Origin of the sequence: Pseudomonas sp. 1 R 17 (genome assembly GCF_900067035.1) — a bacterium.
GTDB lineage: Bacteria > Pseudomonadota > Gammaproteobacteria > Pseudomonadales > Pseudomonadaceae > Aquipseudomonas > Aquipseudomonas marginalis.
This window is the reverse complement of sequence record NZ_FKLB01000058.1, coordinates 80,084-103,480: the sequence shown is the minus strand read 5'-3', so window position 1 is coordinate 103,480 and position 23,397 is coordinate 80,084. Positions and strand designations below refer to the sequence as shown.

Annotated in this window: 26 protein-coding genes and 1 pseudogene; 14 read left to right on the top strand and 13 right to left on the bottom strand. The window is 64.2% G+C overall.

All coding sequences use genetic code 11. The features are described 5' to 3' along the window. Positions 1 to 307: 307 nt before the first annotated feature. Both BFP99_RS21450 and BFP99_RS21445 read right to left on the bottom strand, forming a co-directional pair. Entirely contained in the window at positions 308 to 739 is a 432-nt protein-coding gene (locus tag BFP99_RS21450; RefSeq protein ID WP_065924642.1) for a hypothetical protein, read from the bottom strand. Between the two features lie 9 nt (positions 740 to 748). Continuing rightward, entirely contained in the window at positions 749 to 1,939 is a 1,191-nt protein-coding gene (locus BFP99_RS21445) for an NnrS family protein (RefSeq protein WP_065948133.1), read from the bottom strand. Between the two features lie 120 nt (positions 1,940 to 2,059). Between BFP99_RS21445 and BFP99_RS32970 the strand changes: the two genes are divergently transcribed. The 3 genes from BFP99_RS32970 to BFP99_RS21435 are packed head-to-tail and all read left to right on the top strand — an operon-like array spanning position 2,060 to position 3,164. Further along, complete coding sequence (locus tag BFP99_RS32970; protein ID WP_137212229.1) at positions 2,060 to 2,263, top strand: hypothetical protein; 204 nt, start codon at positions 2,060 to 2,062, stop codon at positions 2,261 to 2,263. A gap of 29 nt (positions 2,264 to 2,292) precedes the next feature. After that, positions 2,293 to 2,976 carry a Crp/Fnr family transcriptional regulator gene (locus BFP99_RS21440; RefSeq protein WP_065948311.1) on the top strand — a complete coding sequence of 228 codons (684 nt, stop codon included), beginning with the start codon at positions 2,293 to 2,295 and terminating at the stop codon, positions 2,974 to 2,976. Continuing rightward, positions 2,973 to 3,164: a protein DnrP gene (locus BFP99_RS21435; RefSeq protein WP_065924640.1), complete on the top strand. Its 192-nt coding sequence runs from the start codon at positions 2,973 to 2,975 to the stop codon at positions 3,162 to 3,164. The genes BFP99_RS21440 and BFP99_RS21435 overlap by 4 nt, the downstream gene beginning before the upstream one ends. Here the strand turns inward: BFP99_RS21435 and BFP99_RS21430 are convergent. The 6 genes from BFP99_RS21430 to BFP99_RS21405 form a co-directional block, all read right to left on the bottom strand. Continuing rightward, positions 3,158 to 4,999 carry a nitric oxide reductase activation protein NorD gene (locus BFP99_RS21430; protein WP_065948132.1) on the bottom strand — a complete coding sequence of 614 codons (1,842 nt, stop codon included), beginning with the start codon at positions 4,997 to 4,999 and terminating at the stop codon, positions 3,158 to 3,160. The genes BFP99_RS21435 and BFP99_RS21430 overlap by 7 nt on opposite strands. 174 nt (positions 5,000 to 5,173) lie before the next feature. After that, a complete protein-coding gene (locus BFP99_RS21425; RefSeq protein WP_065948131.1) occupies positions 5,174 to 6,595 on the bottom strand; it encodes a cbb3-type cytochrome c oxidase subunit I in 1,422 nt (473 codons plus the stop codon). A 3-nt stretch (positions 6,596 to 6,598) separates the two neighbouring features. Next, positions 6,599 to 7,039 carry a c-type cytochrome gene (locus tag BFP99_RS21420; RefSeq protein ID WP_065924637.1) on the bottom strand — a complete coding sequence of 147 codons (441 nt, stop codon included), beginning with the start codon at positions 7,037 to 7,039 and terminating at the stop codon, positions 6,599 to 6,601. A 644-nt stretch (positions 7,040 to 7,683) separates the two neighbouring features. Beyond that, positions 7,684 to 7,926, bottom strand: coding sequence for a cytochrome C oxidase subunit IV family protein (locus BFP99_RS21415; RefSeq protein ID WP_065948130.1), 243 nt, complete (start codon positions 7,924 to 7,926; stop codon positions 7,684 to 7,686). A gap of 7 nt (positions 7,927 to 7,933) precedes the next feature. Continuing rightward, a complete protein-coding gene (locus BFP99_RS21410; RefSeq protein WP_065948129.1) occupies positions 7,934 to 8,497 on the bottom strand; it encodes a cytochrome c oxidase subunit 3 in 564 nt (187 codons plus the stop codon). After that, positions 8,481 to 9,257 carry a CbbQ/NirQ/NorQ/GpvN family protein gene (locus tag BFP99_RS21405; protein WP_065948128.1) on the bottom strand — a complete coding sequence of 259 codons (777 nt, stop codon included), beginning with the start codon at positions 9,255 to 9,257 and terminating at the stop codon, positions 8,481 to 8,483. Before BFP99_RS21405 ends, BFP99_RS21410 begins: the two co-directional genes overlap by 17 nt. A 300-nt stretch (positions 9,258 to 9,557) precedes the next feature. Between BFP99_RS21405 and nirS the strand changes: the two genes are divergently transcribed. From nirS to BFP99_RS21350, 11 genes and pseudogenes are all read left to right on the top strand, one after another. Next, positions 9,558 to 11,126 carry a nitrite reductase gene (gene nirS, locus BFP99_RS21400; RefSeq protein ID WP_235865625.1) on the top strand — a complete coding sequence of 523 codons (1,569 nt, stop codon included), beginning with the start codon at positions 9,558 to 9,560 and terminating at the stop codon, positions 11,124 to 11,126. A gap of 24 nt (positions 11,127 to 11,150) precedes the next feature. Then, a complete protein-coding gene (locus BFP99_RS21395; RefSeq protein ID WP_065948127.1) occupies positions 11,151 to 11,465 on the top strand; it encodes a c-type cytochrome in 315 nt (104 codons plus the stop codon). A 16-nt stretch (positions 11,466 to 11,481) separates the two neighbouring features. Further along, the gene (locus BFP99_RS21390) at positions 11,482 to 11,799 is read left to right on the top strand and encodes a c-type cytochrome (protein WP_176718737.1); all 318 of its coding nucleotides are present in this window, start codon (positions 11,482 to 11,484) and stop codon (positions 11,797 to 11,799) included. After that, complete coding sequence (locus BFP99_RS21385; protein WP_065948126.1) at positions 11,796 to 12,965, top strand: cytochrome D1 domain-containing protein; 1,170 nt, start codon at positions 11,796 to 11,798, stop codon at positions 12,963 to 12,965. The genes BFP99_RS21390 and BFP99_RS21385 overlap by 4 nt, the downstream gene beginning before the upstream one ends. A 1-nt stretch (position 12,966) precedes the next feature. Further along, positions 12,967 to 13,416: pseudogene (locus tag BFP99_RS21380) on the top strand (Lrp/AsnC family transcriptional regulator); the annotation flags it as partial. A gap of 143 nt (positions 13,417 to 13,559) precedes the next feature. After that, positions 13,560 to 14,075, top strand: a complete 516-nt coding sequence (locus BFP99_RS21375; protein ID WP_065924630.1) for a siroheme decarboxylase subunit beta — start codon at positions 13,560 to 13,562, stop codon at positions 14,073 to 14,075. After that, the gene (locus BFP99_RS21370) at positions 14,068 to 14,511 is read left to right on the top strand and encodes an Lrp/AsnC family transcriptional regulator (RefSeq protein ID WP_065924629.1); all 444 of its coding nucleotides are present in this window, start codon (positions 14,068 to 14,070) and stop codon (positions 14,509 to 14,511) included. Before BFP99_RS21375 ends, BFP99_RS21370 begins: the two co-directional genes overlap by 8 nt. Further along, positions 14,486 to 14,995, top strand: a complete 510-nt coding sequence (locus BFP99_RS21365; RefSeq protein ID WP_065948125.1) for a siroheme decarboxylase subunit beta — start codon at positions 14,486 to 14,488, stop codon at positions 14,993 to 14,995. The genes BFP99_RS21370 and BFP99_RS21365 overlap by 26 nt, the downstream gene beginning before the upstream one ends. Positions 14,996 to 14,998: 3 nt before the next feature. Then, the gene (gene nirJ / locus BFP99_RS21360) at positions 14,999 to 16,180 is read left to right on the top strand and encodes a heme d1 biosynthesis radical SAM protein NirJ (protein WP_065948124.1); all 1,182 of its coding nucleotides are present in this window, start codon (positions 14,999 to 15,001) and stop codon (positions 16,178 to 16,180) included. Between the two features lie 44 nt (positions 16,181 to 16,224). Beyond that, entirely contained in the window at positions 16,225 to 17,064 is an 840-nt protein-coding gene (gene cobA / locus BFP99_RS21355) for a uroporphyrinogen-III C-methyltransferase (protein ID WP_065948123.1), read from the top strand. Beyond that, positions 17,061 to 18,515, top strand: a complete 1,455-nt coding sequence (locus tag BFP99_RS21350; protein ID WP_065948122.1) for a nitrite reductase — start codon at positions 17,061 to 17,063, stop codon at positions 18,513 to 18,515. The genes cobA and BFP99_RS21350 overlap by 4 nt, the downstream gene beginning before the upstream one ends. A gap of 689 nt (positions 18,516 to 19,204) precedes the next feature. On the opposite strand, the gene hemN is transcribed toward BFP99_RS21350, so the two are convergent. The 5 genes from hemN to BFP99_RS21325 form a co-directional block, all read right to left on the bottom strand. Then, positions 19,205 to 20,590, bottom strand: coding sequence for an oxygen-independent coproporphyrinogen III oxidase (hemN, locus tag BFP99_RS21345; protein ID WP_065948121.1), 1,386 nt, complete (start codon positions 20,588 to 20,590; stop codon positions 19,205 to 19,207). Then, entirely contained in the window at positions 20,577 to 21,692 is a 1,116-nt protein-coding gene (locus tag BFP99_RS21340; RefSeq protein ID WP_083221231.1) for a coproporphyrinogen III oxidase, read from the bottom strand. Before BFP99_RS21340 ends, hemN begins: the two co-directional genes overlap by 14 nt. Positions 21,693 to 21,769: 77 nt before the next feature. Next, positions 21,770 to 22,213, bottom strand: coding sequence for a CopD family copper resistance protein (locus BFP99_RS21335; protein ID WP_065948120.1), 444 nt, complete (start codon positions 22,211 to 22,213; stop codon positions 21,770 to 21,772). A gap of 86 nt (positions 22,214 to 22,299) precedes the next feature. Further along, positions 22,300 to 22,845 (bottom strand): putative natural product biosynthesis protein, encoded by a 546-nt coding sequence (locus tag BFP99_RS21330; RefSeq protein WP_065948119.1) that lies wholly within the window; start codon positions 22,843 to 22,845, stop codon positions 22,300 to 22,302. Between the two features lie 62 nt (positions 22,846 to 22,907). Next, positions 22,908 to 23,291 carry a DUF2946 domain-containing protein gene (locus tag BFP99_RS21325; RefSeq protein WP_065948118.1) on the bottom strand — a complete coding sequence of 128 codons (384 nt, stop codon included), beginning with the start codon at positions 23,289 to 23,291 and terminating at the stop codon, positions 22,908 to 22,910. Positions 23,292 to 23,397 lie beyond the last annotated feature (106 nt).

Here is a 23,397-nt window from a genome sequence, read left to right as displayed (position 1 = left end):
GGTGCCGAGTGTTGGGGCGAGGACCTTTTGCTTACTTTTGGGTCCCTCCAAAAGTGAGCCGCTGTAAGAGCGGAACCATAGGTGGCCGTTACCGTAGCAACGGATATGTACTCGGCCTGATCCAACATCCTGGTCGGCTGTCAGGCCGCCATCGGGGGCAAGCCCCCTCCCACATTTGATCTCCATACAGTCAGGTAGATACTAGTCTGCTCTGGATCTCACTCCATTACCGCAGCAACACCCGCGCGACCACATCCGCCTGGAGAACGACGTGTTGTTTACCAGGGCGCTCAGTCCGCCTGCCTGATCAACGCAACATCAGCTTGGCCACGATCACGATCACGACCATATGCCCCAGGATGCTGCGACGAATCCACGTCGCACGCCTCGGGCTCAAGCGCTGATGGCCCAGCAGGTACGCCAGCCACAGGTAATGGCCGATGATGCTCAGGGCCAGCAAAATTTTCAGGCTCAGCAACGCCCCGAAATGGCTGGCCCAGGGCACCGCCAACAGCCCGCGATAGTGCCAGGCCAGGCCGATGCCGGCGCCGTACAGCAACACCACCACGCCGTGCAGTACCTGGCGCGAACGCCGTGCAATGGCGTGGTCGGAGGTGAACTGCGCCGACCAGGCCAATTCCTCACGGGCGCTGTGCCAGATCACTACTTCGAAAAACAGCGTGCCGATAAACGCAATCGCCGCCAGCAAATGCACGATCAACAAGGTGGAATAGAGCATGACGTCCCCCTAGCCTGGATGCCCATCGACCCGCGCCTGCCACAGCATCGGGCCATACCGCCACAGGTACAGGCCGAGCCCGAGGGTCCAGCACACACCCGCCAGCCACAACGCGGCCATCGGCAACAGCAGGACCAGCACCACCCGGCACACACACGCCAGGTTCAGCAGCCCAAAGGCCAGGGTCATCCCGACCGGCGGCTGCAACGGGCGGCCGGTGTGGCCCAGGCTGACGCGGGCGATCATGGCCAGGATCAGCCCGGCCATGGCGCCGATGGTCAATGCATGCACGGCCAGGCTGGGATTGAGCGGCGCACCGCAGTGCCACAGCGCCATGCCCAGGCAGGCCACGGCCAGCCAGGCATACGCCAGGTGCAATGACCACAGCAACGGCACGCGCCACAGGCCGCGATCATGCCAGCGGACCAGGCGGACCAGGTGCCCCAACCCGAGGGCGGCGAACAGCAGGCCGATCCACAGGTTGGCGCCCAATGCAGGCCCTGCGGCATACAGCACGGCGATCAGCAGCGAGCCGCCAAGCAATATAAGGTCCAGCCACACCCAGGGTTTGACCGCTTCGACCCGGCCCAAACCGCGCTGGGTGAAAAACGGAATCACCCGTCCGCCGATCAGGCCCATCATCGCCGCCACCAGCCACAGGCCTGTGAGCACCGCCTGGCGTTGCAGGCCGGGGTCATTGCGCAGCAAGCCATACAGCGACAGCGCATCGGCCACGGTCAACAGCGCCAGCACCAGCACAATCGGGTAATTACGCTTCTGTCTTACCTGCCAGAGGGTCCAGCCCATCACTGCGGCGACAGCCAGGGGAAAGGTCAGCTCCAGCACCGCCAACAGCGGCCAGTGCAGGTTGAACAACCACCCCAGGCGCGCCGCCAGCCACACGCCGGCAAGCAGCGCCAGGGCGTTGCCGCTGATGCCCGGACGGCCGGTCCAGGTCTGCACTGCCGTGAGCAGGAACCCGGCGATAATCGCCAGGCCAAAGCCGAACAGCAGCTCATGGCGATGCCAGGCCAGCCAGCCGCCCGCCGGCTGCCAGCTGCCGAGGTGACCGCCCAGGGCCAGCAGCCACAGGGGGATTGCCAGCGCCGCCAACACACAGGCGCCGAGGAAGAATGGCCGGAAGGCCAGGCGAAACAACGGGGTAATCGACATGGCCTTGCGCCGATCGAGCACTTGCATGACACGGTCTCCCTTCAGGACTGCGGCAATCTTGCGCCGATACCTGCGCGTTGCCCTTGTCGTAGATCAAGTCGCAAACCCACTTCAACGCTTACGCTTGCGCTCACTGTAGGAGCGAGCTTGCTCGCGAAGAACGTTAACGATGACGCGGGCATCCTGATTAAACGCGGTGTCTGTGGGTTTTTCGCGAGCAAGCTCGCTCCTACAACACCTTTAGCATGCTTTGGAGCCATGATGAAAAACGCCTATGTCCCCCTCGCCTGGTTTGTGATCCTCGGCTCCATGCTGGCCGCCGCCAGCGGGCTTTCGCTGGTGCTGGTGTGAACGCGCCGCTGCTGTTCAAGGAACCGGGCATGGTGCTGCATCGCGTGCACCACCAGATCCTGCGCAGCCATCACCTGTTCGAACCGCTGAACGACGAAGAACTCAACGAGCTGATGGGCAACAGCCAGTTGCTGAGTATCGACAAAGGCGAGCCGCTGTTCCGCCAGGGCGAACCGGCCGATGCGTTTTACTTCGTGATTGCCGGTGCGGTGAAGATCTACCGTTTGACCCCCGACGGCCAGGAGAAGGTCTTCGAAGTGATCGGCGAGCGCCAGACCTTCGCCGAGGCCATGATGCTGATGGACACCCCCAACTACGTGGCCTGCGCCGAAGCGGTGTGCCCCACCCAATTGTACCGTTTGTCCAACGCCACCTACATGCGCCTGCTGCACAGCAACAGCCGCCTGACCTTCGCCCTGCTCGGCACGTTGTGCGTGCGCCTGCACCAGCGGGTCAACGAGATCGAGACCCTGTCGCTGAAAAACGCCACCCACCGCGTGGTGCGCTACCTGCTGACCCAACTGATGCGCCTGCACAGCACCGAGGCCACCTTCGAACTGCCCATGGCCAAGCAGTTGATTGCCGGGCATCTGTCGATCCAGCCGGAAACCTTTTCGCGGATTATCCGGCGCCTGATCGATGAAAAGATCATCACCCAGGACGGACGTCAGATCGCCATTCTGGACCGGCTGCGCCTGGAGCAATTCGAGTGAAAACCTGTCTGTACTGCCAGCAGCGCAATGCCGACAAGCATCAGCAGTGCACGGATTGCGGTATGGCCCTGCCCGCCTCGGACGCCGGCATACAGGCCCTTCGCTTGCGGCGTTTCCAGTGGTTCTGCCTGAGCCTGACGCTGTTTTGCATCGCGATGTTCTTCTGGTTGCCGCGCGACTTCTACTGACCCTCGGTCAGTTGCCGGTACAGCTGGGGCAACCGCAGCGGCAGCTGCTCCGGCTGGCGGATCAGGGTGTAGCCATGGGCACCGAACATATAGGGCAAATAGTCCCCGGCCTGTCTGTCGATGGTGATGCAGAACGGAATCAGGCCCTGGCGCCGCGCCTCGACCACTGCCTGGCGGGTGTCTTCGACCCCGTAGCGGCCCTCATACAAATCCAGGTCATTGGGTTTGCCATCGGTCAGTAGCAACAACAACTTGCGCCGCTGTTTGCACGCGCCCAGCAACTGGGTGGCCTGGCGAATCGCGGCGCCCATGCGCGTGTAGTACCCCGGCTTGAGGGCCTGGATGCAGCCGCGCGTGCGGTCGTCATAGACTTGCTCGAAGGTCTTGAGCGGGTGCAGGCGCACCTGATGGCGGCGCAGGGAAGAGAAGCCATACAACGCAAACGCATCCCCCAGCCCGTCCAGGCTTTCGCCGAACAGCAACAGGCTGTCGCGGATCACGTCGATGACCTTTTGCTCGTCGTTCAAATGCGCGTCGGTGGACATCGACAGGTCCGCCAGCAGCAGGCATGCCAGGTCGCGTCGGGTGTGACGTTGCTCCTGGTACAAGCCGCGTTCGGTGCAGGCGCCGTGTTGGCGTTGCACGTAAAAATCCACCCAGGCTTGCAGGTCCAGCTCCGCGCCCTGGGGTTGCTGGCGCAGCCATTGGCGGTCGGTGCGCAGTTGCTGGAACTGGCGGCGCAGGCGCTGGGCCGGGCCGAGTAATCGGGCTGGTAACGGTTGCGGTGCATCGGCACGTGGCTGCATCCGTTGCAGATTGACGAAACCGGGTTGCAGGCATTGTTGACGGTAATCCCACTCGGGCAGCTTGATGCCCTCGCCGAGGGGGATGTCATCCACTTCGGCAGGAGGCAGGTCGAGGTGCAGCTTCAAGCCGCCACTCTTGCGCACGCGCTGGCGCGACAGGCTCAACTGGTCGAGGTCTTCGGCGACGCGGGCGGCGTCCGGGTCCTCACTGTCGTCGGCCCAGCGATCGAGGTCGACGTGCTCGGTCCAGCTGAACAGGTTTTCCAGGCGCACCACCAGCAGGCCGCCATCACGGCTGTGATCATCCACACGGCTGGCACGTTTGGGCGCGCCCTGCTGCTCCCCGGACGGGGTGGCGAGGTCGTCGCCGTCGTCTTCAAGGTCGAGGGCCTGGGGCGTGTCCAGGTGCAACGGCGGGTAAAGCCATAAGGGCAACGGCCAGGCGGCACGTTCGCTGCGGGGTAAATGGCGCACGCTGCCGGGCTCGCGCAGGGCCTTGCGCAAGGCTTTTTCCAGGGCAGCTTCAGCGGGGCTCAGGCTGGCCGGGTCGGGGCGCAGCGTAATATGGGCGTCCACCAGGCGCTGGTAACTGGGCAACAGCGCCGGGTAGCGTTGCAGCAGCAGCCAGGTCCAGCGCTGGTTGTCCCGGGCCCAATGGGCCATGGGGCCTGCATGGGCGGCCAGCAGCGCCAGCCAGCGGTACAGCTCCCGGTTCAACGCGACGGTGGGGTACACCGCCAGACTCGACGGCAGGCGCAGGCGGTTGCCATCGCAGGAGGCCAGCGGCGCATGCCGGCAGGTGCCGGCGATGCGCATCAACAGGTTGCGGCGCAGCAGCAGGTCGCGTTCGCTGGCGGCTTCGAGGGCGATCCCGCTGGCACCGCCCAAGGCGCGAAACAATACGGCGAGGCTGCGCTGGCGGTCGACCAGCTCGACCCGCGCCGCCGGGAAATCGGCGCTGGCGCGGCGGGTGATAAAGCGGTGCCAGGCACTGCCGATCCATTCTTCCAGCTCAAGGGTGAAGGCCATGGGAGGGGCTCCAACTAATGGGTATTCGACGGGCACACTGCGGTGCAAATGTGGGAGGGGGGCTTACCGCAGATTCCAGGGGGCTGCTGCGCAGCCCAGCGCGGGGCAAGCCCGCTCACCACAGCAAGCCCGCTCGCCACAGCAAGCTCCCTGCCACATTTGGACCGCATTACTTCAGTAGACGATCGGCACCGGTGCTCCAGCCATCCGGGCGCGTTGCCGGAAGCTGCATAGGTAGCAGACCAGCCCGAGCAGGAACACCACCCCACTGACCAACCGCGCCCAGAACAGTCCCTGCAAATGCTCCACCGTGGCCATGAACGGCAAGGCCACCCCATCCACCTGCCAGCGTTGCAGCCAGACCTGCACGGCCCCGGCGGCGGTGAGGAACAGCGTGATCATCACCATCGACAGCACCATCAGCCAGAAGCCCCGGATTTCGAGGGTCTGCGAACGCGCGTCCGGCGCTTCACCGATACCGCGCAGGCGGGGCATGGCGTAGCTGATCAGGGTCATCACGATCATGGCGTAGGCACCGAAGAACGCCAGGTGCCCGTGGGCGGCGGTGAGTTGGGTGCCGTGGGTGTAGAAGTTGACCGGTGCCAGGGTGTGCAGGAACCCCCACACGCCTGCGCCGAAGAACGCCGTGACCGTGGTGCCCTTGGCCCACAACGTCGCCGCGCGATTCGGGTGCTGGCGCCGACGTTGCTTCACCATGGTGAAGGCGAACATCACCATCGCCAGGAACGGCAGCGGCTCCAGGGCCGAGAAGATCGAACCGACCCACAGCCACACCTCAGGCGCACCGATCCAGAAAAAGTGGTGACCGGTGCCGATGATCCCGGTGATCAAGGCCATGGCGATGATCACGTAAAGCCATTTCTCCACCACTTCGCGGTCGACGCCGGTGACCTTGATCAGCACGAAGGCCAGCATCGAGCCCATGATCAGCTCCCACACGCCTTCGACCCACAGATGCACCACCCACCACCAGTAGAACTTGTCACGCGCCAGGTTGCCGGGGTTGTAGAAAGAGAACAGGAAGAACACCGCGAGACCAATCAACCCGGTCATCATCACCATGCTGACGGTGGTCTTGCGGCCCTTGAGCAGGGTCATGCCGATGTTGTACAGAAAGCCCAGGCACACCACGACGATGCCCATTTTGGTAATGGTCGGTTGCTCCAGGAACTCACGACCCATGGTCGGCAGCAGCTCGTTGTGGGTCAGCCTGGCCAGCGCCGCATACGGCACCAGCAGGTAGCCGAGGATGGTCAACACCCCGGCGGCGGCGAACACCCAGAACAGGATGATCGCCAGTTTCGGGCTGTGCAGCTCGCGTTCGGCCTCCTCGGGTATCAGGTAGTAAGCCGCGCCCATAAAGCCGAACAGCAGCCACACGATCAGCAGGTTGGTGTGGACCATCCGTGCCACGTTGAAGGGGATCAACGGGAACAGAAAGTCGCCGATGACGTATTGCAGGCCCATGATCAAACCGAACAGCACCTGACCGAGAAACAGGATCAGGGCGAACACAAAGTAGGGTTTGGCCACGGCCTGGGATTGGAATTTCAAGTATGGATTGGCACTGCGCATGGCTCAGCCCTCCTTGTTCGGTGGCCAGTTATTGGTATTGATCTTCGAGCTCCATTTGAGGAACTCGGCCATATCGTCCACCTCCTGGTCACTGAGATTGAATTGCGGCATGGCCCGCCGCCCCGGTACACCCAGGGGCTGCATTTTCATCCAGGCTTGCAGGAACGGCTTGAACCCTTCTTCACCGCCCCGGCGCTTGAACACATTGCCCAGCTCCGGCGCGAAATAAGCGCCCTCGCCCAGCAAGGTGTGGCAGCCGACGCAGTTGTTGCGCTCCCAGACGCCCTTGCCGCGAACGACGGATTCGCTGAGTTGGTCGACGTTGCTGCGGGCGGGAAAGGTTTGTTCGGTGTGGTAGGTCAGGGCCAGGAAAATCAGGAAGAAGAACACGCTTCCTCCGAAGTAGATATTCCTGGCCATGCCCTTGGTGAAGGTCTCTGACATGGTCGCTTCCTCATGGCTTGGCCAGGGAATGATAGGGAGGTGGGGGGTGGAAACTGCTTGATGGCGATCAAGAATTGTTGATGGTGTTGGTGGGGTATTTTTTTGGGGTTGGGTTGGGTACATATCCGTTATTTAGGTAACGGCGGCCTATGGTTCCGCTCTTACAGCGGGTCACTTTGGAAAAGAGCCCCAAAGTAACCAAAGGGCTCTTGCCCCAACACTCGGTGCCTCGCCTAGGCTCGGCATGCCCTCACTCCGGCTTGAATCCGTGGGCCGCCGTCATGGGCCATCCTTGGCCCAGGACGGCTAACCCGGCGTCCTGCCGGGTTACCCACGGATTCAAGCCTGCGTTCGGCCAGCGTGTTTGACGGGGCGCCCAGGATCAAGATCAAAAGCCAGAGCAAAAGCAGAGCAAAAGCAGGCTGAGGCCTGCCTGCTGGATGGAGATCCAAATGTGGGAGGGGGCTTGCCCCCGATGAGGGAGTGTCAGTTGATGGATTTGGTACTGACCCACTGCAATCGGGGGCAAGCCCCCTCCCACATTTTTAACCGAGTACACCAGACCCAACACCGGTCGGCTCTAAGGCCGCCGCGGCTTGGCTTTTGATCTGGAGTGAGGGCATACCGAGCCTCGTAAGCAGCCGCTACGCAAATAACGGATATGTACTCAGTAAAGCGACCACAACCACCCCCCACCCCAGCATCAAAAATCTCCACAACACTGGCCCACGCCGCAACGCCATAAACCCATCCACAATCACCCACCCCTTGACCACCGCCAGCAACAACACCCCCCACCACAACCCGGACGCCCCCGTCAGTACAGTGCCAACGCTCAGCACCACCAACATCAGCCAACACAGGATCAGCGTCTGGGAATCCGTCATACCCACCTCAGTGAATCACATAGACCAACGGAAACAGCACCACCCACACCAGATCCACCATGTGCCAATACAGCACCCCGGACTCCAGCCCGCCGACTGACAGCCCGCCGCACCAGCAGCCCAGCGCCAGCCACCCGAGAATCACCATCCCCAGTAGCACATGCAGGAAATGAAACCCCGTGAGTATCCAGTACAAGGTAAAAAACGTGCTGTGCTCCAGGCCCAGTCCGGCAGCGCCCAGGTGGGCGTACTCGGTGAGTTTGATCGCCACATACACCAGCGCCACCAACAACGCCGCGACGAACAAACCGGCGCCGCGTCGCCAGCGCTGCAATCGCACCTGCTGCACCGCCAACGCTGCCAACAAGCCTGCGGTCAGCAGGCTCAAGGTCATCGCCAACCCGGTCGAGGTATCCAGCTGTGCGCGCCCGGCGGCAAACAGCTCGGGCTTGAGCACCTGGGTCACGGCAAACGTGAGGATCAGAATCGCGAACACCGACAGCTCGGCGAGGATAAAAAACCACATCGCCAGGTCGCCTGGCAGCCGGCGCGGTTCAGGCAAAGTGCACATCCACCACGTCCATCAGCGCGGCGACGGTCTGCGGGTCGTCGCTCAGCGGTTCGGCCAGGCACGCCAGGCAGGCTTCGCGTGGGCTCATGCCGGCGCCGATCAGGCGGGCGGTGAAGATCAGCAGCCGGGTGGAGGCCACCTCCTCCAGGTCATGCTGGTCAAGCCGACGCAACGCCTGGCCCAGGCGCACGACCTGGGCGGCCAGCGCCACATCCACACCGGCCTCGCGGGCGACGATGCGTTCTTCGTCGGCCACCGGCGGGTAGGCAAACCGCATCGCCACGAAGCGCTGGCGGGTGCTGGGTTTCATGCCCTTGAGCAGGTTCTGGTAGCCGGGGTTGTACGACACCACCAGCATGAACGACGACGGCGCCTTGAGCACTTCGCCGGTGCGTTCCAGGAACAGTTCACGGCGTTCATCGGCAATCGGGTGCAGCACCACGGCGGTGTCCTGGCGTGCTTCGACAACTTCGTCGAGGTAGCAGATCCCGCCTTCGCGCACGGCGCGGGTCAGTGGGCCGTCCTGCCACCAGGTGCCGTCGGTGCCGATCAGGTGGCGGCCGAGCAGGTCGGCGGCGCTGAGGTCGTCGTGGCAGGCCACGGTGTACAGCGGCAGGTTCAGGCGGTGCGCCATGTGCTGCACGAAGCGCGTCTTGCCACAGCCCGTGGGGCCTTTGATCAGCACCGGCAGGTGGTGGCGCCAGGCGTGTTCGAACAGCTGCTGTTCGTTGTCCTGCGGTTGGTAGAAGGGCTCGGTCATTACGCGTACTCGCAACGGGTTCGGCCCCCACGCTAAGGGCCCCTGCGACAACCTGGCAAGCACGTACAACGGCAAACTTGATCGCCGTCAAGCGAGCATCGCGCCACTGCAACATAGTCTTGCCTGGCACTAAGAACCTGCGCTCTACCCCGCCTTCGCCGGGCATCGCAAAGGTCTTGCCTGAGGAGATATGGAATGCTGACTCGCAACAGAAAACCCTGGGTCCTGAGTCTTGCCAGCCTGAGCTGCGCCCTGGCCCTCGCATTGCCCATCAACGCCCATGGCGATGCGCCGACCGGGATGGTGAAAAGCCCCGGCGCGCCGGATATGAGCCAGGCGGAGTTCGACGCCTCCAAGCAGATTTACTTCGAACGCTGCGCAGGCTGCCACGGCGTGTTGCGCAAGGGCGCCACCGGCAAGCCGCTGACCCCGGACATCACCCAGGCCCGTGGCCAGGCGTATCTGGAAGCGCTGATCACCTACGGTTCCCCGGCCGGCATGCCCAACTGGGGCACGTCCAATGCGCTGACCAAGGCGCAGATCACCAGCATGGCCACCTTCATCCAGCACACCGCGCCCACCCCGCCTGAATGGGGCATGGCCGAAACCCTCAAGACCTGGAAAGTGCTGGTCAAGCCCGAAGACCGGCCGAAAAAACAACTGAACACCCTCAACCTGCAAAACCTGTTCTCGGTCACCCTGCGCGACGACGGCAAGATCGCCCTGGTGGACGGTGACACCAAGCAGATCATCAAGCTGATCGACACCGGTTACGCCGTGCATATCTCGCGTATCTCCGCGTCTGGCCGCTACCTGCTGGTGATCGGCCGCGATGCCAAGATCGACATGATCGACCTGTGGCCCCTGGAGCCGACCAAAGTCGCCGAGATCAAGGTGGGTATCGAAGCGCGCTCGGTGGAGACTTCGAAGTTCAAGGGCTATGAAGACAAGTACGCGATTGCCGGCTCCTACTGGCCGCCGCAGTTCACCATCATGGATGGCGAAACCCTGGAGCCCAGGCAGATCGTGTCCACCCGGGGCATGACCGTCGATAAGCAGGAATACCACCCCGAACCCCGCGTGGCGGCGATCATCGCCTCCCACGAGTGGCCGGAGTTCATCGTCAATATCAAGGAAACCGGCAAGGTGATGCTGGTCAATTACCAGGACATCAAGAACCTCACCATCACCACCATCGACGCCGCGCCGTTCCTGCATGACGGCGGCTGGGACAGCACCCACCGCTACTTCATGACCGCCGCGAATAACTCCAACAAGGTCGCGGTGATCGACTCCAAGGAGCGCAAGCTCACCGCGTTGGTAGAGGTCGGCAAGACCCCGCACCCTGGCCGTGGCGCCAACTTCATTCACCCCAAATACGGCCCGGTGTGGGCTACCAGCCACCTGGGCGACGGCGGTATTTCGGTGATCGGCACCGACCCGGTCAAGCACCCGCAATACGCCTGGAAGCAGGTGGAATCCCTCAAGGGCCAGGGCGGCGGTTCGCTGTTTATCAAGACCCACCCCAACTCCCATCACCTGTATGTCGACACCACCCTCAACCCCGACGCCAAGCTCAGCCAGTCGGTGGCGGTGTTCGACATCAACCAGCTGGACAAGGGCTACACCGTGCTGCCGATTGCCGAGTATTCGGGCATCAAGCAAGGCGCGCTGCGGGTGGTGCAACCGGAATACAACAAGGCCGGTGACGAGGTGTGGTTCTCGGTGTGGAACGGCCAGACCGAAGAGTCGGCGCTGGTGGTGATCGATGACAAGACCTTGAAGCTCAAGCAGGTCATCCGCGACAAGCGCCTGATCACGCCGACCGGAAAATTCAACGTCTACAACACCCAACACGACATTTATTGAGCCCCATCAACACGAGGTCACCGAATGAAAAATATTCTCCTCGCACTGCTGGCATCCGCCGCTGCGCTCAGCCTGCAACCGGTGTTGGCACAAGACGGGCCGGGGTTGTTCAACAGCAAACCCTGTGTGGGCTGCCACATGATTGACAGCAAACTGGTGGGGCCGGCCTTGAAGGACGTCGCCGCCAAGAATGCCGGTGTGAAAGACGCAGCCACCACCCTGGCCAGCCACATCAAGAACGGTACCCAGGGCAACTGGGGGCCGGTGCCGATGCCGCCGAACCAGGTCACCGATGATGAAGCCAAGGTGTTGGCCGATTGGGTCCTGACCTTGAAATAAGCACAAGGAGCACGCCATGCAAGCATCGATGATCGGTACGGCCATGGCGCTGCTCCTGCTGATTCCCGCGCGGGCAGCGGCCACCCCGGACGCTGCCCGCCTTGAACACCTGTTGACCCAGGATTGCGGGGCCTGCCATGGCCTGCACCTCACCGGCGGCCTGGGTCCGGCCCTCACACCGCAAGCCCTGGTCCACCACAGCCGCGACAGCCTGATCGCCACCGTGACCTACGGCCGCCCTGCCCGCGCCATGCCCGGTTGGGGCCCGCTGCTGAGTGCCGGCGATATTGCCTGGCTGGTCGACCGCCTATTGCAAGGAAGCCCCCCACCATGATGCGTCCTACCCTGTTATCCCTGTGCCTGTTGCTGGGTGCCTGCGCCCAACCCGCCTTGCGCGGCAGCGGCGACCTGGGCCTGGTGATCGAACGCGCCAGTGGCAGCGTGCAGATTATCGAGAGCACCGGCATGACCGAACTGGCCCGTATCGAGGGGCTGGGCGACCTGTCCCACGCCTCGGCGGTGTTTTCCCGCGACCAGCGCTATGCCTACGTGTTTGCCCGCGATGGCGGCCTGACCAAGATCGACCTGCTGCGCCAACGCATCGAGCGGCGCATCGTCCAGGGCGGCAACAGCATCGGCGGCGCCATCAGCCAGGATGGGCGCTTGATCGCCGTATCCAATTACGTGCCGGGCGGGGTCAAGGTGTTCGATGCAGAAGACCTGACCCTCATCGCCGACATCCCCGCGACCGCACCGGCCGATGGCAAACGCTCGCGGGTGGTCGGCCTGGTGGATGCGCCCGGGCAGCGCTTCGTGTTCAGCCTGTTCGACACCGGCGAGATCTGGAGCGCCGACTTCAGCCACGGCAACCCGCCGCGCATCACCCGCTTCAAGGAGGTCGGCGAGCAACCCTATGACGCGCTGATCACCGCCGACGGCCGCTACTACATGGCCGGGCTGTTCGGTGAAGACGGCATGGCCCAGCTCGACCTGTGGCACCCGGAGCGCGGCGTGGTGCGCGTGCTCAAGGACTATGGCCGGGGCCAGGCCAAGCTGCCGGTGTACAAGATGCCCCACCTGGAGGGCTGGGCCGTCGCCGATGACCAGGCGTTCGTGCCGGCGGTGGGACGCCACCAGGTGCTGGTGATGGACGCGCGCACCTGGCAGCAGACGGCGGCGATCCCGGTGGCCGGGCAGCCGATCTTTGTCACTGCGCGGCCCGACGGGCGCCAGTTGTGGGTCAACTTCGCCTACCCGGACAACGACCGGGTGCAGGTACTCGACACCGAAACCCACCAAGTGGTCGCCGACCTGCGCCCCGGCCCCGGTGTGCTGCACATGGAATTCAGCGGGCGTGGCGAGCAACTGTGGCTGTCGGTGCGCGATGGCGAACAGCTGCAAGTGTGGGACCCGTACCGCCTGACCCTGCTGAAAAGCCTGCCGGCCCAGAGTCCCAGCGGGATTTTCTTCAGCCTGCGCGCGCAAAAAATGGGGTATTGAAATGGACCTTGATTCGCTCAGCCAGCAATTGATCGAACGCTTCCAGCACGGCATGCCGCTGTGCGCCGAGCCCTACCGCGAAATGGCCCAGGTGCTGGGTTGCAGCGCGGCCGAGGTGATGGCCTGCCTGCAACGCCTGGAACTGGCCGGCGCCTTGTCGCGCATCGGCCCGGTGTTCGAACACACCCGCGCGGGCGCCAGCACCCTGGCCGCCCTGGCGGTGCCGATCGAGCGCCTGGAACAGGTGGCCGCGCGGGTCAGCCAGTACCCGGAGGTCAATCACAACTACGCCCGCGAGCATCATTACAACCTATGGTTCGTGCTCACCGGGCCCCACCGCCAGCACCTGCAGCAGATCCTCGATGAGCTGGAGCAAGACACCGGCCTCACGCCCCTGGACCTGCCGATGCTCACCGCCTATCGCATCGACCTCGGTTTCCCCCTCGAAGCGGGAGAAGCCCCGCGCGTAGCAGCTGCCGAGCCTTGGCGAGGCTGCGTCAGCGGTGGGTCAGACACACCGCAAACGCAGCCTCGCCAAGGCTCGGCAGCTGCTACGGGAGATTTTTTTGAGGTGGGTAGTTTGGGAGAGCAGCCGTGATCGCGCCACTGAACCACGAGCAGATGCTCGATCTGCGCCAGTGCCTGGAACGCGGTTTGCCCATCGTGCCACGGCCCTACGACGAGCTCGCCGAGCAGATTGGTGCCCACCACGATCAGGTGCTGCAACAGATGCAGCAATGGCACGACCAGGGCCTGTTCCGTCGTGTCGGCCTGGTGCTCAATCACCGCGCCCTGGGCTATGTGGCCAACGCCATGCTGGTGCTGGATGTGCCGGATGCGCTGGTCGATGAAGTCGGTGCGCGCCTGGGCCGCGCGCCCGGCGTGAATCTGTGTTACCAGCGCCCGCGACGCCTGCCGCAGTGGCGCTACAACCTGTTCTGCATGGTGCACGGGCGCGAGCGCGCGGTGGTCGAGGCGCAGATCCAGGCGTTGCTGGAGCAGCATCTGCTCAGCGACCTGCCCCACCAACTGCTGTTCAGCACCCGCGCCTTCAAGCAATGCGGCGGGCGTTTCGCGCCGCCGACGTCACAGGTATGGGCCCATGGATGAGCTGGATCGACAATTGATCAACCGCCTGCAACACGGCCTGCCGCTGGTGCGCCAGACCTGGCAACAGGTGGCAGAGGAACTGCACAGCCATCCGAGTGAACTGCTCGACCGCTTGTATGCCCTGCTCGAAGACGGCGTGCTCACGCGCTTCGGCCCGATGTTCGATATCGAGCGTCTCGGCGGCGCTTTCACCCTCGCGGCGCTCGCCGTACCCGAGGCGCGCTTTGACGCGGTCGCCGAGCAGCTCAACGCCCTGCCCCAGGTGGCCCACAACTACCGCCGCGAACACCGCTGGAACATGTGGTTCGTGCTGGCCTGCGCCACCGCGCAGGAGTTGGCCGCCACCCTATCGCACATCGAGGCCCTCACCGGGCTGGCGGTGCTCAATCTGCCGAAGGAGCACACCTACCATGTCGGTCTGTATTTCCCGGTCTGACAACACCCTGGCCCTGCAGCTGGTCGCCCTCACCCAAAGCGGCCTGCCGCTGGTGGAGGACCCGTGGGCCTGGCTCGCCGAGCAGTTGGGCATCAGCGTCGAATCGACCCTCGACCTGCTCAAGCGCCTGCAGGCCGAAGGCGCGATCCGGCGTATCGCCGCCGTGCCCAACCACTACCGCCTGGGCTATCGGCATAACGGCATGACCGTGTGGGACGTGGCCGATGTGCACCTGCCGCGCCTGGGAGAACTGCTCGGCGCCCAGCCGTTTGTCAGCCATTGCTACCGTCGCCCCCGGCGCCCGAACTGGCCCTACAACCTGTTCGCCATGGTGCATGGCCGCAGCCGCGAAGAAATCGACAGCTACCGCGAGCACCTGCGTTTCCTGCTGGGGGATGCCTGCCACGCCGACGAGATGCTGGTGAGCAGCCGCATCCTGAAAAAGACCGGCCTGCGCCTGACGCCGGCGCACTCAAAGGAATAGCCCATGCTGCGAATCAGTCAGTACCTGCGCACCCTCGCCGGCCAATGCCCGCCGCCGCGCACCTCGCCCCCTGGCAGAGAGCGGCCGCCGGTGGTGATCTGGAACCTGCTGCGGCGCTGCAATCTCACCTGCAAGCACTGCTACGCCACCAGCGCCGACAGCGTGTTTCGCGATGAACTCGACACCCCGGCAGCATTGCGGGTGATCGACGATTTGCACGACGCCGGGGTTCGCGTGTTGATCCTGTCCGGGGGCGAGCCGCTGCTGCGCGAAGACCTCTTCGAGCTGAGCGCCTATGCCCGTGACAAGGGTTTTTTCGTCGCGCTGTCGACCAACGGCACGCTGATCGATGAGCACAACATCCAGCAGATCGCCGACGCGCGCTTCGACTATGTGGGCATCAGCATCGACGGCCTGGAGGCGACCCACGATGCGTTTCGCCAACTGCACGGCAGTTTCCAGCGCTCCATGCACGCCATCCGCCTGTGCCGCGAAGCCGGGATTCGCGTGGGCCTGCGCACCACCCTGACCCAGGACAACCATGGGCAGCTCCCGCAGTTGCTGGCGCTGATGCGCACCTATGACGTGCAGAAGTTCTACCTGTCGCACCTCAACTACAGCGGGCGCGGCAAGCGCAGCCGCCAGCTGGATGCGCACCGGCAGATGAGCCGCGAGGCCATGGCGCTGATCTTCCAGCAGGCCTGGAGCGATATTCAACACGGCGTGGACAGCGATTTCGTCAGCGGCAACAACGACGCCGACGCCGTGCTGTTGCTGCAATGGGTGCACCAGCACCTGCCCGAACACTACCCGCAGCTTGAACACCTGCTGCACGGCTGGGGCGGCAATGCCTCGGGCAGCGGCATCGCCAATATCGACAACACCGGCGAGGTGCACCCGGACACCTACTGGTGGCAGCAATCGGTGGGCAATGTGCGCAACACCACCTTCCGCCAACTCTGGCTGGAGCAGCCCGACCCGTTGCTGCTACGCCTGCGCGAACACCCGCGCAGCATTGGCGGACGCTGCGCCGAGTGCCGCTGGCTGGCGATCTGCAACGGCAATACCCGCACCCGCGCCTGGGCCGATGGCGACCTGTGGGGCCCGGACCCCGGTTGCTACTTCAGCGACGCCGAGATCGCCTGCCAGCCGCCGACCCTGATCCCTTGCTCGACCACCCGGTGACACAACCGGGGGCCGCCTACCTGATGATGAACCAAGGACGTCTCATGCACACTTCAACTGCCCAACCTTCAATTGGCCTGCCGGCCAGTCTGCACAGCCCCTTGCACCCCGGCGAAGTCGCGTTGGTGGGCGCCGGCCCCGGTGACCCGCGCCTGCTGACCCTGCGCGCCTGGAGCCTGTTGATGCAGGCCGACGCCGTGGTGTTCGACCGGCTGATCAGCGCTGAATTGCTGGCGCTGATCCCACTGACCTGCGCCCGCCACTACGTGGGCAAGGCCAGCGGCTGTCACAGCCTGCCCCAGGATCAACTCAATGAACTGCTGGCTGAGTTGGCCGACCAGGGCCAGCGGGTGGTGCGCCTCAAGGGCGGCGACCCGTTTATCTTCGGGCGCGGCGCCGAGGAGCTGGAGTACCTGCTCGCGCGCGGTATCCCGTGCCAGGTGGTGCCGGGCATCACCGCCGCCTCCGGCTGCAGCGCCTATGCCGGTATCCCGCTGACCCACCGCGAGCTGGTCAATTCGTGCCGCTTCGTCACCGGCCACCTGCAACGCGACGGCGCGTTGAAACTGCCATGGGCCAGCCTGGCCGAGCCGAGCCAGACCCTGGTGTTCTACATGGGCCTGTCGAACCTGGCACTGATCGCCGAGCATTTGGTGGCGGCCGGTTTGCCCGCAGATACGCCGGCCGCCCTGATCAGCAACGGTGCGCGCGCCGATCAACAGGTGGCCCGTGGCACCCTGCGCCAGTTGCCCACCCTGGCCGCCGACTGCGAACCCGGCGTACCGACGCTGACGGTGATCGGCCACGTCGTCAACCTGTTTGCCGACGCCGCCCTGCACTTCCCCGCCAGCCTGGCACCGGCCCGTGAAGCGGTGGCGGTATGAAGCGCCTGCTGCTGGTGCCGCTGCTGTGGGCCACGGCCGCGCACGCTACGCCCGCGCAGGACTACCGCCAGTATTGCGAAAGCTGCCACGGGCTTAATCGCATCGGCGCCACCGGCCCGGCGCTGCTGCCGGAGAGCCTGGGGCGGATCAAGCCGGATGAAGTGCGCAAGGTCATCGAACACGGCCGGCCCGCCAGCCAGATGGCCGCGTTCAGTGCGCAACTGAGCGCCGCGCAGATGGATGGGCTGGCGCAGTTTCTGCAACAGCCGCCTGACTCACCGGCGACCTGGAACGAGCAGGACATCCGCACCAGCCACAGCGTGCTGGCGGACCTGCGCCAATTGCCGAGCACGCCGCAGCATCACGCCGACCCGCTCAACCTGTTTGTGGTGGTGGAATCCGGCGACCATCACATGGATATTCTCGACGGCGACACCTTTGCCGTGCTGGACCGTTTCCCCACCCATTTCGCGGTGCACGGCGGGCCGAAATTCTCCCCGGACGGACGCTTTGTGTACTTCGCCTCGCGGGACGGCTGGATCAGCCAGTACGACCTGCACAACCTCAAGCTGATCGCCGAGATCCGCGTGGGCCTCAACACCCGCAACCTGGCGGTGAGCAAGGATGGGCGCTGGGTGCTGGCGGGCAACTACCTGCCGGGCAACCTGGTGCTGCTGGATGCCCGCGACCTGTCGCTGGTCAAGACCCTGGAAACGGGCTCACGGGTCAGTGCGGTGTACACTGCACCACCGCGCAACAGCTTTATCGTCGCGCTCAAGGACGTGAACGAAGTCTGGGAATTGTCCTATGCCGATGCCCGCCCCAGCTTCGAGCCCCGGCGCATCCAGGCCCAGGACGTGCTCGACGACTTCTCGTTCTCGCCCGACTACCGGCAACTGATCGCCACCTCACGCAAGGCCGGCGGCGGCCAGGTGATCGACCTGGACAGCGGCCGCGTGGTCACCGACGTCCCGCTGTCCGGCATGCCGCACCTGGGTTCGGGGACGTACTGGCAACGCAACGGGCAATGGGTGTTTGCCACGCCGAATATCAGCAAGGGGCAAATCTCGGTGATCGACCTCAAGACCTGGAGCCTGATCAAACAGATTCCCACCCTCGGGCCGGGCTTTTTCATGCGCAGCCATGTGAACTCGCGCTATGTGTGGAGCGACGTGTTTTTCGGGCCGGACAATGATGCGATTCACCTGATCGACAAGCAGACCCTCGAGATCGCCCACACCCTGAGGCCAGTGCCGGGCAAGACGGCAGCCCATGTGGAATTCACCCGGGATGGGCGGTATGTGTTGCTGAGCATCTGGGCCACGGAGGGGGCGCTGATTGTGTATGACAGCCAGACGCTCGAGGAGGTGAAGCGCATTCCCATGAATAAGCCGTCGGGCAAGTACAACGTGGGCAATAAGGTGGAGTTTGCGGAAGGGACGTCGCATTGAACACTGGTGACAGGCTGGAAGCAGCCAGGTCGTAGAGCGCATGGGCACCACTGATCCCCTGTGGGAGATGTCGAGCTTTAGCGAGGCTTCGATGGCGGCGGCACAGTTGATAGAGGGGCTGGCTGACCCACCGCTATCGGGAGCAAGTCGAATCGTCGCACCGCCCCTCCCACATTTGAGCTCGGTTGGCAGGTGGGAAGTTGCCCGGTTGTAGATCTCGTGGGCACCGCTGATCCCCTGTGGGAGATGTCGAGCTTCAGCGAGGCTTCGATGGCGGCGGCACAGTTGATAGAGGGGCTGGCTGACCCACCGCTATCGGGAGCAAGTCGAATCGTCGCACCGCCCCTCCCACATTTGAGCTCGGTTGGCAGGTGGGAAGTTGCCCGATTGTAGATCTCGTGGGCACCGCTGATCCCCTGTGGGAGATGTCGAGCTTCAGCGAGGCTTCGATGACGGCGGCACAGTTGATAGAGGTGCTGGCTGACCCACCGCTATCGGGAGCAAGTCGAATCGTCGCACCGCCCCTCCCACATTTGAATGTTGTTGACAGGTAGAAAACGTCCGACCGTAGGTCTGATGGGCACCGCTGATTCCCTCTGGGAGATGTCGAGCTTCAGCGAGGCTTCGATGGCGGTGGCAGGGTTGGTAGAGGTGTTGGCTGACACACTGCTATCGGGCTGCGTGGTGGGTCAGACGGTGCGGGAGAATTGGCCTTTGTGGGCACCGCCCAGGTAGGCGTCGAAGGCCATGGCCACGCTGCGTACCATCAGTTGGCCCTTGGGCAGCAGTTGCAGCGCGTCGTCCCGAACCAGCAACAGCCCGTCCGCCACTTGCTCGTCCAACTGCGTCAACGCTTGGGCAAAATACTCATTGAACCGAATGCCATGGGCCGCTTCCACCTGGGCGACATCGACGCGGCCGTCGCACATCAACCCATTGATCACCTCGCGGCGCAGTACGTCGTCGGGGTTGAGCCGGTAACCGCGTTGCACCGGCAGCATGCCCGCATCGATGCGCGCGTAGTACTGGGACAGTTCCTTGACGCTCTGGCTGTAGCTGTCGCCGACCTTGCCGATGGCCGATACGCCCAGGCCGATCAAGTCGCAATCGGCATGGGTGGAGTAACCCTGGAAGTTACGTTGCAGGCTGCCGTTGACGCGGGCCAGTGCCAACTCATCGTCGGGCAGGGCGAAATGGTCCATGCCGATGTAGACATACCCGGCCTCGGTGAGGCGGCGAATGGTCAGTTCCAGCAGCTCCAGCTTGCGTGCCGGGGGTGGCATGTCTTCGGGGCGGATCATGCGCTGGGCGCGGATCTGGCTTGGCAGGTGCGCGTAGCTGTAGGCGGCCACGCGGTCGGGGCGCAGGGCGATCAGCTTGCTCAGGGTCACGTCGAAGCTGGCCACGGTTTGCAGGGGCAGGCCGTAGATCAGGTCGACACTCACCGACTTGAAGCGCGCCTCGCGGGCCGCCGCCACCAGTTGCAGGATCTGCGCTTCGCTTTGCACGCGATTGACGGCGGCCTGGACGTCGGGGTCGAAGTCCTGCACGCCGAAGCTCAGGCGATTGAAGCCCAGGCGGCGCAGGGTGTTGATGCGCTCAAGGCTGATGGTGCGCGGGTCGACCTCGATGGAAAACTCATGGGCGTCGCTGTCATCCAGGCTGAAGTTGTCCGCCAGGCAGGCCATCAGTTCGGCCAGTTGCGCGTCGTCCAGATACGTCGGGGTGCCGCCGCCCAGGTGCAATTGGGTCAGGCGTCGCGAGCGCTCGAACAGCGCGCCCTGCATCTGGATCTCGCGCTTGAGGTACGCCACATACTCGACGGCGCGATGGGTCTTGCGGGTGATGATCTTGTGGCAGCCGCAGTAGTAGCAAAGGCTCTGGCAGAACGGAATATGGATGTACATCGACAACGCCTTGGGCGCGGCGAGTTGGTGACTGGCGCGCACGGCCTGGTGATAGTCGTCCAGGGCAAACGCGCTGTTGAACTGCGGCGCGGTCGGGTACGAGGTGTAGCGCGGCCCCGGGCGGTCGTATTTGTGCACCAGGGCACGGTCGAACTCAAACGCCGTCATGGTCGATCACCTCGTCGTTGGCGCTGACGGAGGTGGTCAGGGGCTCGGTGACGTACAGACGCGCCGGGTCGGCGGTTTCGTGAAACCCGCCACAACAGGTGGCGAGCTGGCCGTTGCTCAGCTGGGCGCAGTACTCAAGGGCATCCAGGGTGTTCTGGACACACAGCGTGTCGATCTGGCTGATGGCCCCCAGGCCAAAGCCGATGTGATCGCAGTAGCCGTGCAGGGTGAAGCCTTCGCAATTACGGCTGAGACGACCGCGCTCCTGGGCCTGCTTGAGGTCATCGTCGGTGCGGGCGAACTGGCCCAGGCCGATGTAGTGATACCCGGCGGCGGCCAGGTGTTCAAAGCCGCTGCGGCGCATGGCGCGTTTATCCGCCGTGCTGCAAAACGCCTGGGATTGACGGCCCTGATAGCGCACCGGTGGCTGGGCGTAATCGAACAGTTGCAGGCGATCCGGCTCCAGGGCAATCAGGCTGGCCAGTTTCAACTCGAAACTGGCCGGCGTCTGCCAGGCATGGCCGTAGCCGAGGTCGATGTTCACCGAGCGAAAGCCAAAGGTGCGCGCCGCATCCACCAGCGATTCGATAGGCGCCGGGTCCTGGTAGCGCGCCTGGCACAGCGGTCCCTCGCGACTGACGTCGGGCACGCCGATGCTGGCATGGTTGAAGCCCTGGTCGCGCAACAGGCCCATGGTGGCCCAGTCGATGTGCCAGGGGTCGAGGTCGATTCGGTAGTCGCCACGGTCGTGGTCGAGAAAGTTGAAGCGGCTGTGCAGGTGTTCCAGCAACGTACACACCTGCTCGATCGTCGGCGTGGTGCCGCGCAGGTGAAAGTGCTCGACCGGTTGGCGCGGGCCGAGCTGGCAGCCGATCAACTGGATTTCCTCGGTGAGGCTGCGCAGGTAGTCGGCGCCGCCGTCAACCGCCGGCCACTGCAGGTTCAACGCCAGGGGCCGCTGGCGCTGGCGACTGTCGCGCAGGGCACGCAACAGGTCGAGGGAACCCACACCGCCATGGAAGCGGCGCGTGTCCGCATCGCAGGCCAGGTCCAGCACGCCCTGGCCCTGACGAAAGCGGGTGGGATGAAGATGGGTGCGCATGGCGGACTCCGGAGCGGGCGGCGGTGGTGCATTGTCCGGTGCGACTGGTCGGCGCACCTTGATATGCATCAAGGTCGTTACCAACTGAGGTAAAACATGCCCTTGGCCAGCAACACAATGGCGACCATGTGCGCGAACAGGCTCAGGTGAATAAAGCGGCTATAGCGCGCGCTGACCTTGCCCCAGCGCATCCGCGCCATGGTCACCAGAAAGTGCAGCAATACGCTGGCGGCCAGGATCAACTTGAGGCTCAGCAACGTGCCGAACGAGGACGCCAACGGTGCCGCCAACGCCGGCAGATAACGCAGCCAGACCATGCCGAGCCCGGCGCCGAACAGCACCAGCAACACCCACGGCATCACTACCCGGGCGCGCCGGCCGACGCCCTGCTCCACCAGCACCATCACCCGAATCGGCAAGTGCTGGTGCAGGTGCCCCAGGATCAGCACCTCGAAAAACACCGTGCCGATAAAGATCAGCGCGGCGAACAGGTGGGCCAATAGCAACAGGAGGTAGAGCATGGAGGCCTCGCAGAGGGACCGGCCAGTGAGGACCCTCAGTGTGCGGACTTGCGCAGGCCGTGGCCTTGATGCCGATCAAGCGCGGTTCACGGCAGCGGCAACCAGCGGTTGAATTCGCCCAGGTGCGTCAGCGGGCTCCAGGCAAACTCCCACGCTGGAGCGGGCAGCACCTGTTGTTCGGCAGCCGCGAACCGAGCGTCCTTCCAATCGAACACCTTCGACCCGCGCCACGCCAGGACGATGCCCAGCGCAGGGCTCTGATCGGTAATGATCCAGCGCGCTGCGGCGGCGGCCATGAAGGCCTCGATGGGCTCGTCGCCAATCTGCGCGCGATACGCCGAGCCCAACAGCCAACGACAGACGCTCAAGTGATACGTCCAGTCCTGGGCCGGGCGGTTGCGATAGGCCCAGGTCATGAAGCTGCGAAACAGGTTCAGGCCTTCGGGCGGGTCGAGCTTGAGCAGCGTCGGGCAGATGTCGAACACGGTGTGCCAATACGGCAACAGGCGTGCATCCAGGTGCACAAAGCAGCGGGCATTGCTCGGGTAGTCCGGGCGTGCCGGCTCCGCGCGCGTGCGGCGGGACGCCTGGCTGACCAGGCGGCTGGCGCCTGCAGGCAAGTGATGGTTCATAAAGCGCACTCACAGTCGTGACGATAGAACGCCCCCTGTTCACAGGAGGCCCAGGGCACACGTCAGAATGCGGGGGATGCGCGGGGGTTGGCCGAAGGCCAGGAATAACGCGGCGGCGCCTTGTTGCGCCGCTCATGGGCCGGGCGTGGGGTCTGCCCCAGGCCCAGCAACCAGGCCAGGCCGATCAGGAACACCAGCGCGACGGTCACGGCGTTGCACACCGGGCAGGCAAAGTAGTACGAGATGTTACTGGAAGACGGGGCGCCCAGCCCTTTGTCGGAAAGTGGCGCCTGTTGGCCGTCCACTCCACAGAACGCGCCACCGATCCCGTTGAGCTGCTGGCCGGTCATCTGGCCATGGCCCAAACCGCACACGAACAGGTTCATCAGCACGCAGAAGTACAGGGTCCAGACGATCAGGGAACGGTCGGGGTGGCTCGATTTCATGGCGGCGACTCTACCACCAGCGGTGCAAAAGGATGAAATCCAGCGTGCCCCTGTGGCAGAACGTCGCAGATTACGCGGGCTGGCCAGGGTTGGTAGACTTGGCGCC

What these genes read in the sequence shown, in the direction of transcription:
- cobA (WP_065948123.1), top strand. Translation starts at nt 16,225, where the DNA reads ATGCACACTTCAACTGCCCAACCTTCAATTGGCCTGCCGGCCAGTCTG.
- nirJ (WP_065948124.1), top strand. Translation starts at nt 14,999, where the DNA reads ATGCTGCGAATCAGTCAGTACCTGCGCACCCTCGCCGGCCAATGCCCG.
- BFP99_RS21335 (WP_065948120.1), bottom strand. Translation starts at nt 22,213, where the DNA reads ATGCTCTACCTCCTGTTGCTATTGGCCCACCTGTTCGCCGCGCTGATC.
- BFP99_RS21340 (WP_083221231.1), bottom strand. Translation starts at nt 21,692, where the DNA reads ATGCGCACCCATCTTCATCCCACCCGCTTTCGTCAGGGCCAGGGCGTG.
- BFP99_RS21350 (WP_065948122.1), top strand. Translation starts at nt 17,061, where the DNA reads ATGAAGCGCCTGCTGCTGGTGCCGCTGCTGTGGGCCACGGCCGCGCAC.
- BFP99_RS21415 (WP_065948130.1), bottom strand. Translation starts at nt 7,926, where the DNA reads ATGACGGATTCCCAGACGCTGATCCTGTGTTGGCTGATGTTGGTGGTG.
- BFP99_RS21370 (WP_065924629.1), top strand. Translation starts at nt 14,068, where the DNA reads ATGGATGAGCTGGATCGACAATTGATCAACCGCCTGCAACACGGCCTG.
- BFP99_RS21395 (WP_065948127.1), top strand. Translation starts at nt 11,151, where the DNA reads ATGAAAAATATTCTCCTCGCACTGCTGGCATCCGCCGCTGCGCTCAGC.
- hemN (WP_065948121.1), bottom strand. Translation starts at nt 20,590, where the DNA reads ATGACGGCGTTTGAGTTCGACCGTGCCCTGGTGCACAAATACGACCGC.
- BFP99_RS21420 (WP_065924637.1), bottom strand. Translation starts at nt 7,039, where the DNA reads ATGTCAGAGACCTTCACCAAGGGCATGGCCAGGAATATCTACTTCGGA.
- BFP99_RS21425 (WP_065948131.1), bottom strand. Translation starts at nt 6,595, where the DNA reads ATGCGCAGTGCCAATCCATACTTGAAATTCCAATCCCAGGCCGTGGCC.
- BFP99_RS21440 (WP_065948311.1), top strand. Translation starts at nt 2,293, where the DNA reads ATGGTGCTGCATCGCGTGCACCACCAGATCCTGCGCAGCCATCACCTG.
- BFP99_RS21410 (WP_065948129.1), bottom strand. Translation starts at nt 8,497, where the DNA reads ATGTGCACTTTGCCTGAACCGCGCCGGCTGCCAGGCGACCTGGCGATG.
- nirS (WP_235865625.1), top strand. Translation starts at nt 9,558, where the DNA reads ATGGTGAAAAGCCCCGGCGCGCCGGATATGAGCCAGGCGGAGTTCGAC.
- BFP99_RS21330 (WP_065948119.1), bottom strand. Translation starts at nt 22,845, where the DNA reads ATGAACCATCACTTGCCTGCAGGCGCCAGCCGCCTGGTCAGCCAGGCG.
- BFP99_RS21405 (WP_065948128.1), bottom strand. Translation starts at nt 9,257, where the DNA reads ATGACCGAGCCCTTCTACCAACCGCAGGACAACGAACAGCAGCTGTTC.
- BFP99_RS21430 (WP_065948132.1), bottom strand. Translation starts at nt 4,999, where the DNA reads ATGGCCTTCACCCTTGAGCTGGAAGAATGGATCGGCAGTGCCTGGCAC.
- BFP99_RS21385 (WP_065948126.1), top strand. Translation starts at nt 11,796, where the DNA reads ATGATGCGTCCTACCCTGTTATCCCTGTGCCTGTTGCTGGGTGCCTGC.
- BFP99_RS21445 (WP_065948133.1), bottom strand. Translation starts at nt 1,939, where the DNA reads ATGCAAGTGCTCGATCGGCGCAAGGCCATGTCGATTACCCCGTTGTTT.
- BFP99_RS21325 (WP_065948118.1), bottom strand. Translation starts at nt 23,291, where the DNA reads ATGAAATCGAGCCACCCCGACCGTTCCCTGATCGTCTGGACCCTGTAC.
- BFP99_RS21450 (WP_065924642.1), bottom strand. Translation starts at nt 739, where the DNA reads ATGCTCTATTCCACCTTGTTGATCGTGCATTTGCTGGCGGCGATTGCG.
- BFP99_RS21365 (WP_065948125.1), top strand. Translation starts at nt 14,486, where the DNA reads ATGTCGGTCTGTATTTCCCGGTCTGACAACACCCTGGCCCTGCAGCTG.
- BFP99_RS21390 (WP_176718737.1), top strand. Translation starts at nt 11,482, where the DNA reads ATGCAAGCATCGATGATCGGTACGGCCATGGCGCTGCTCCTGCTGATT.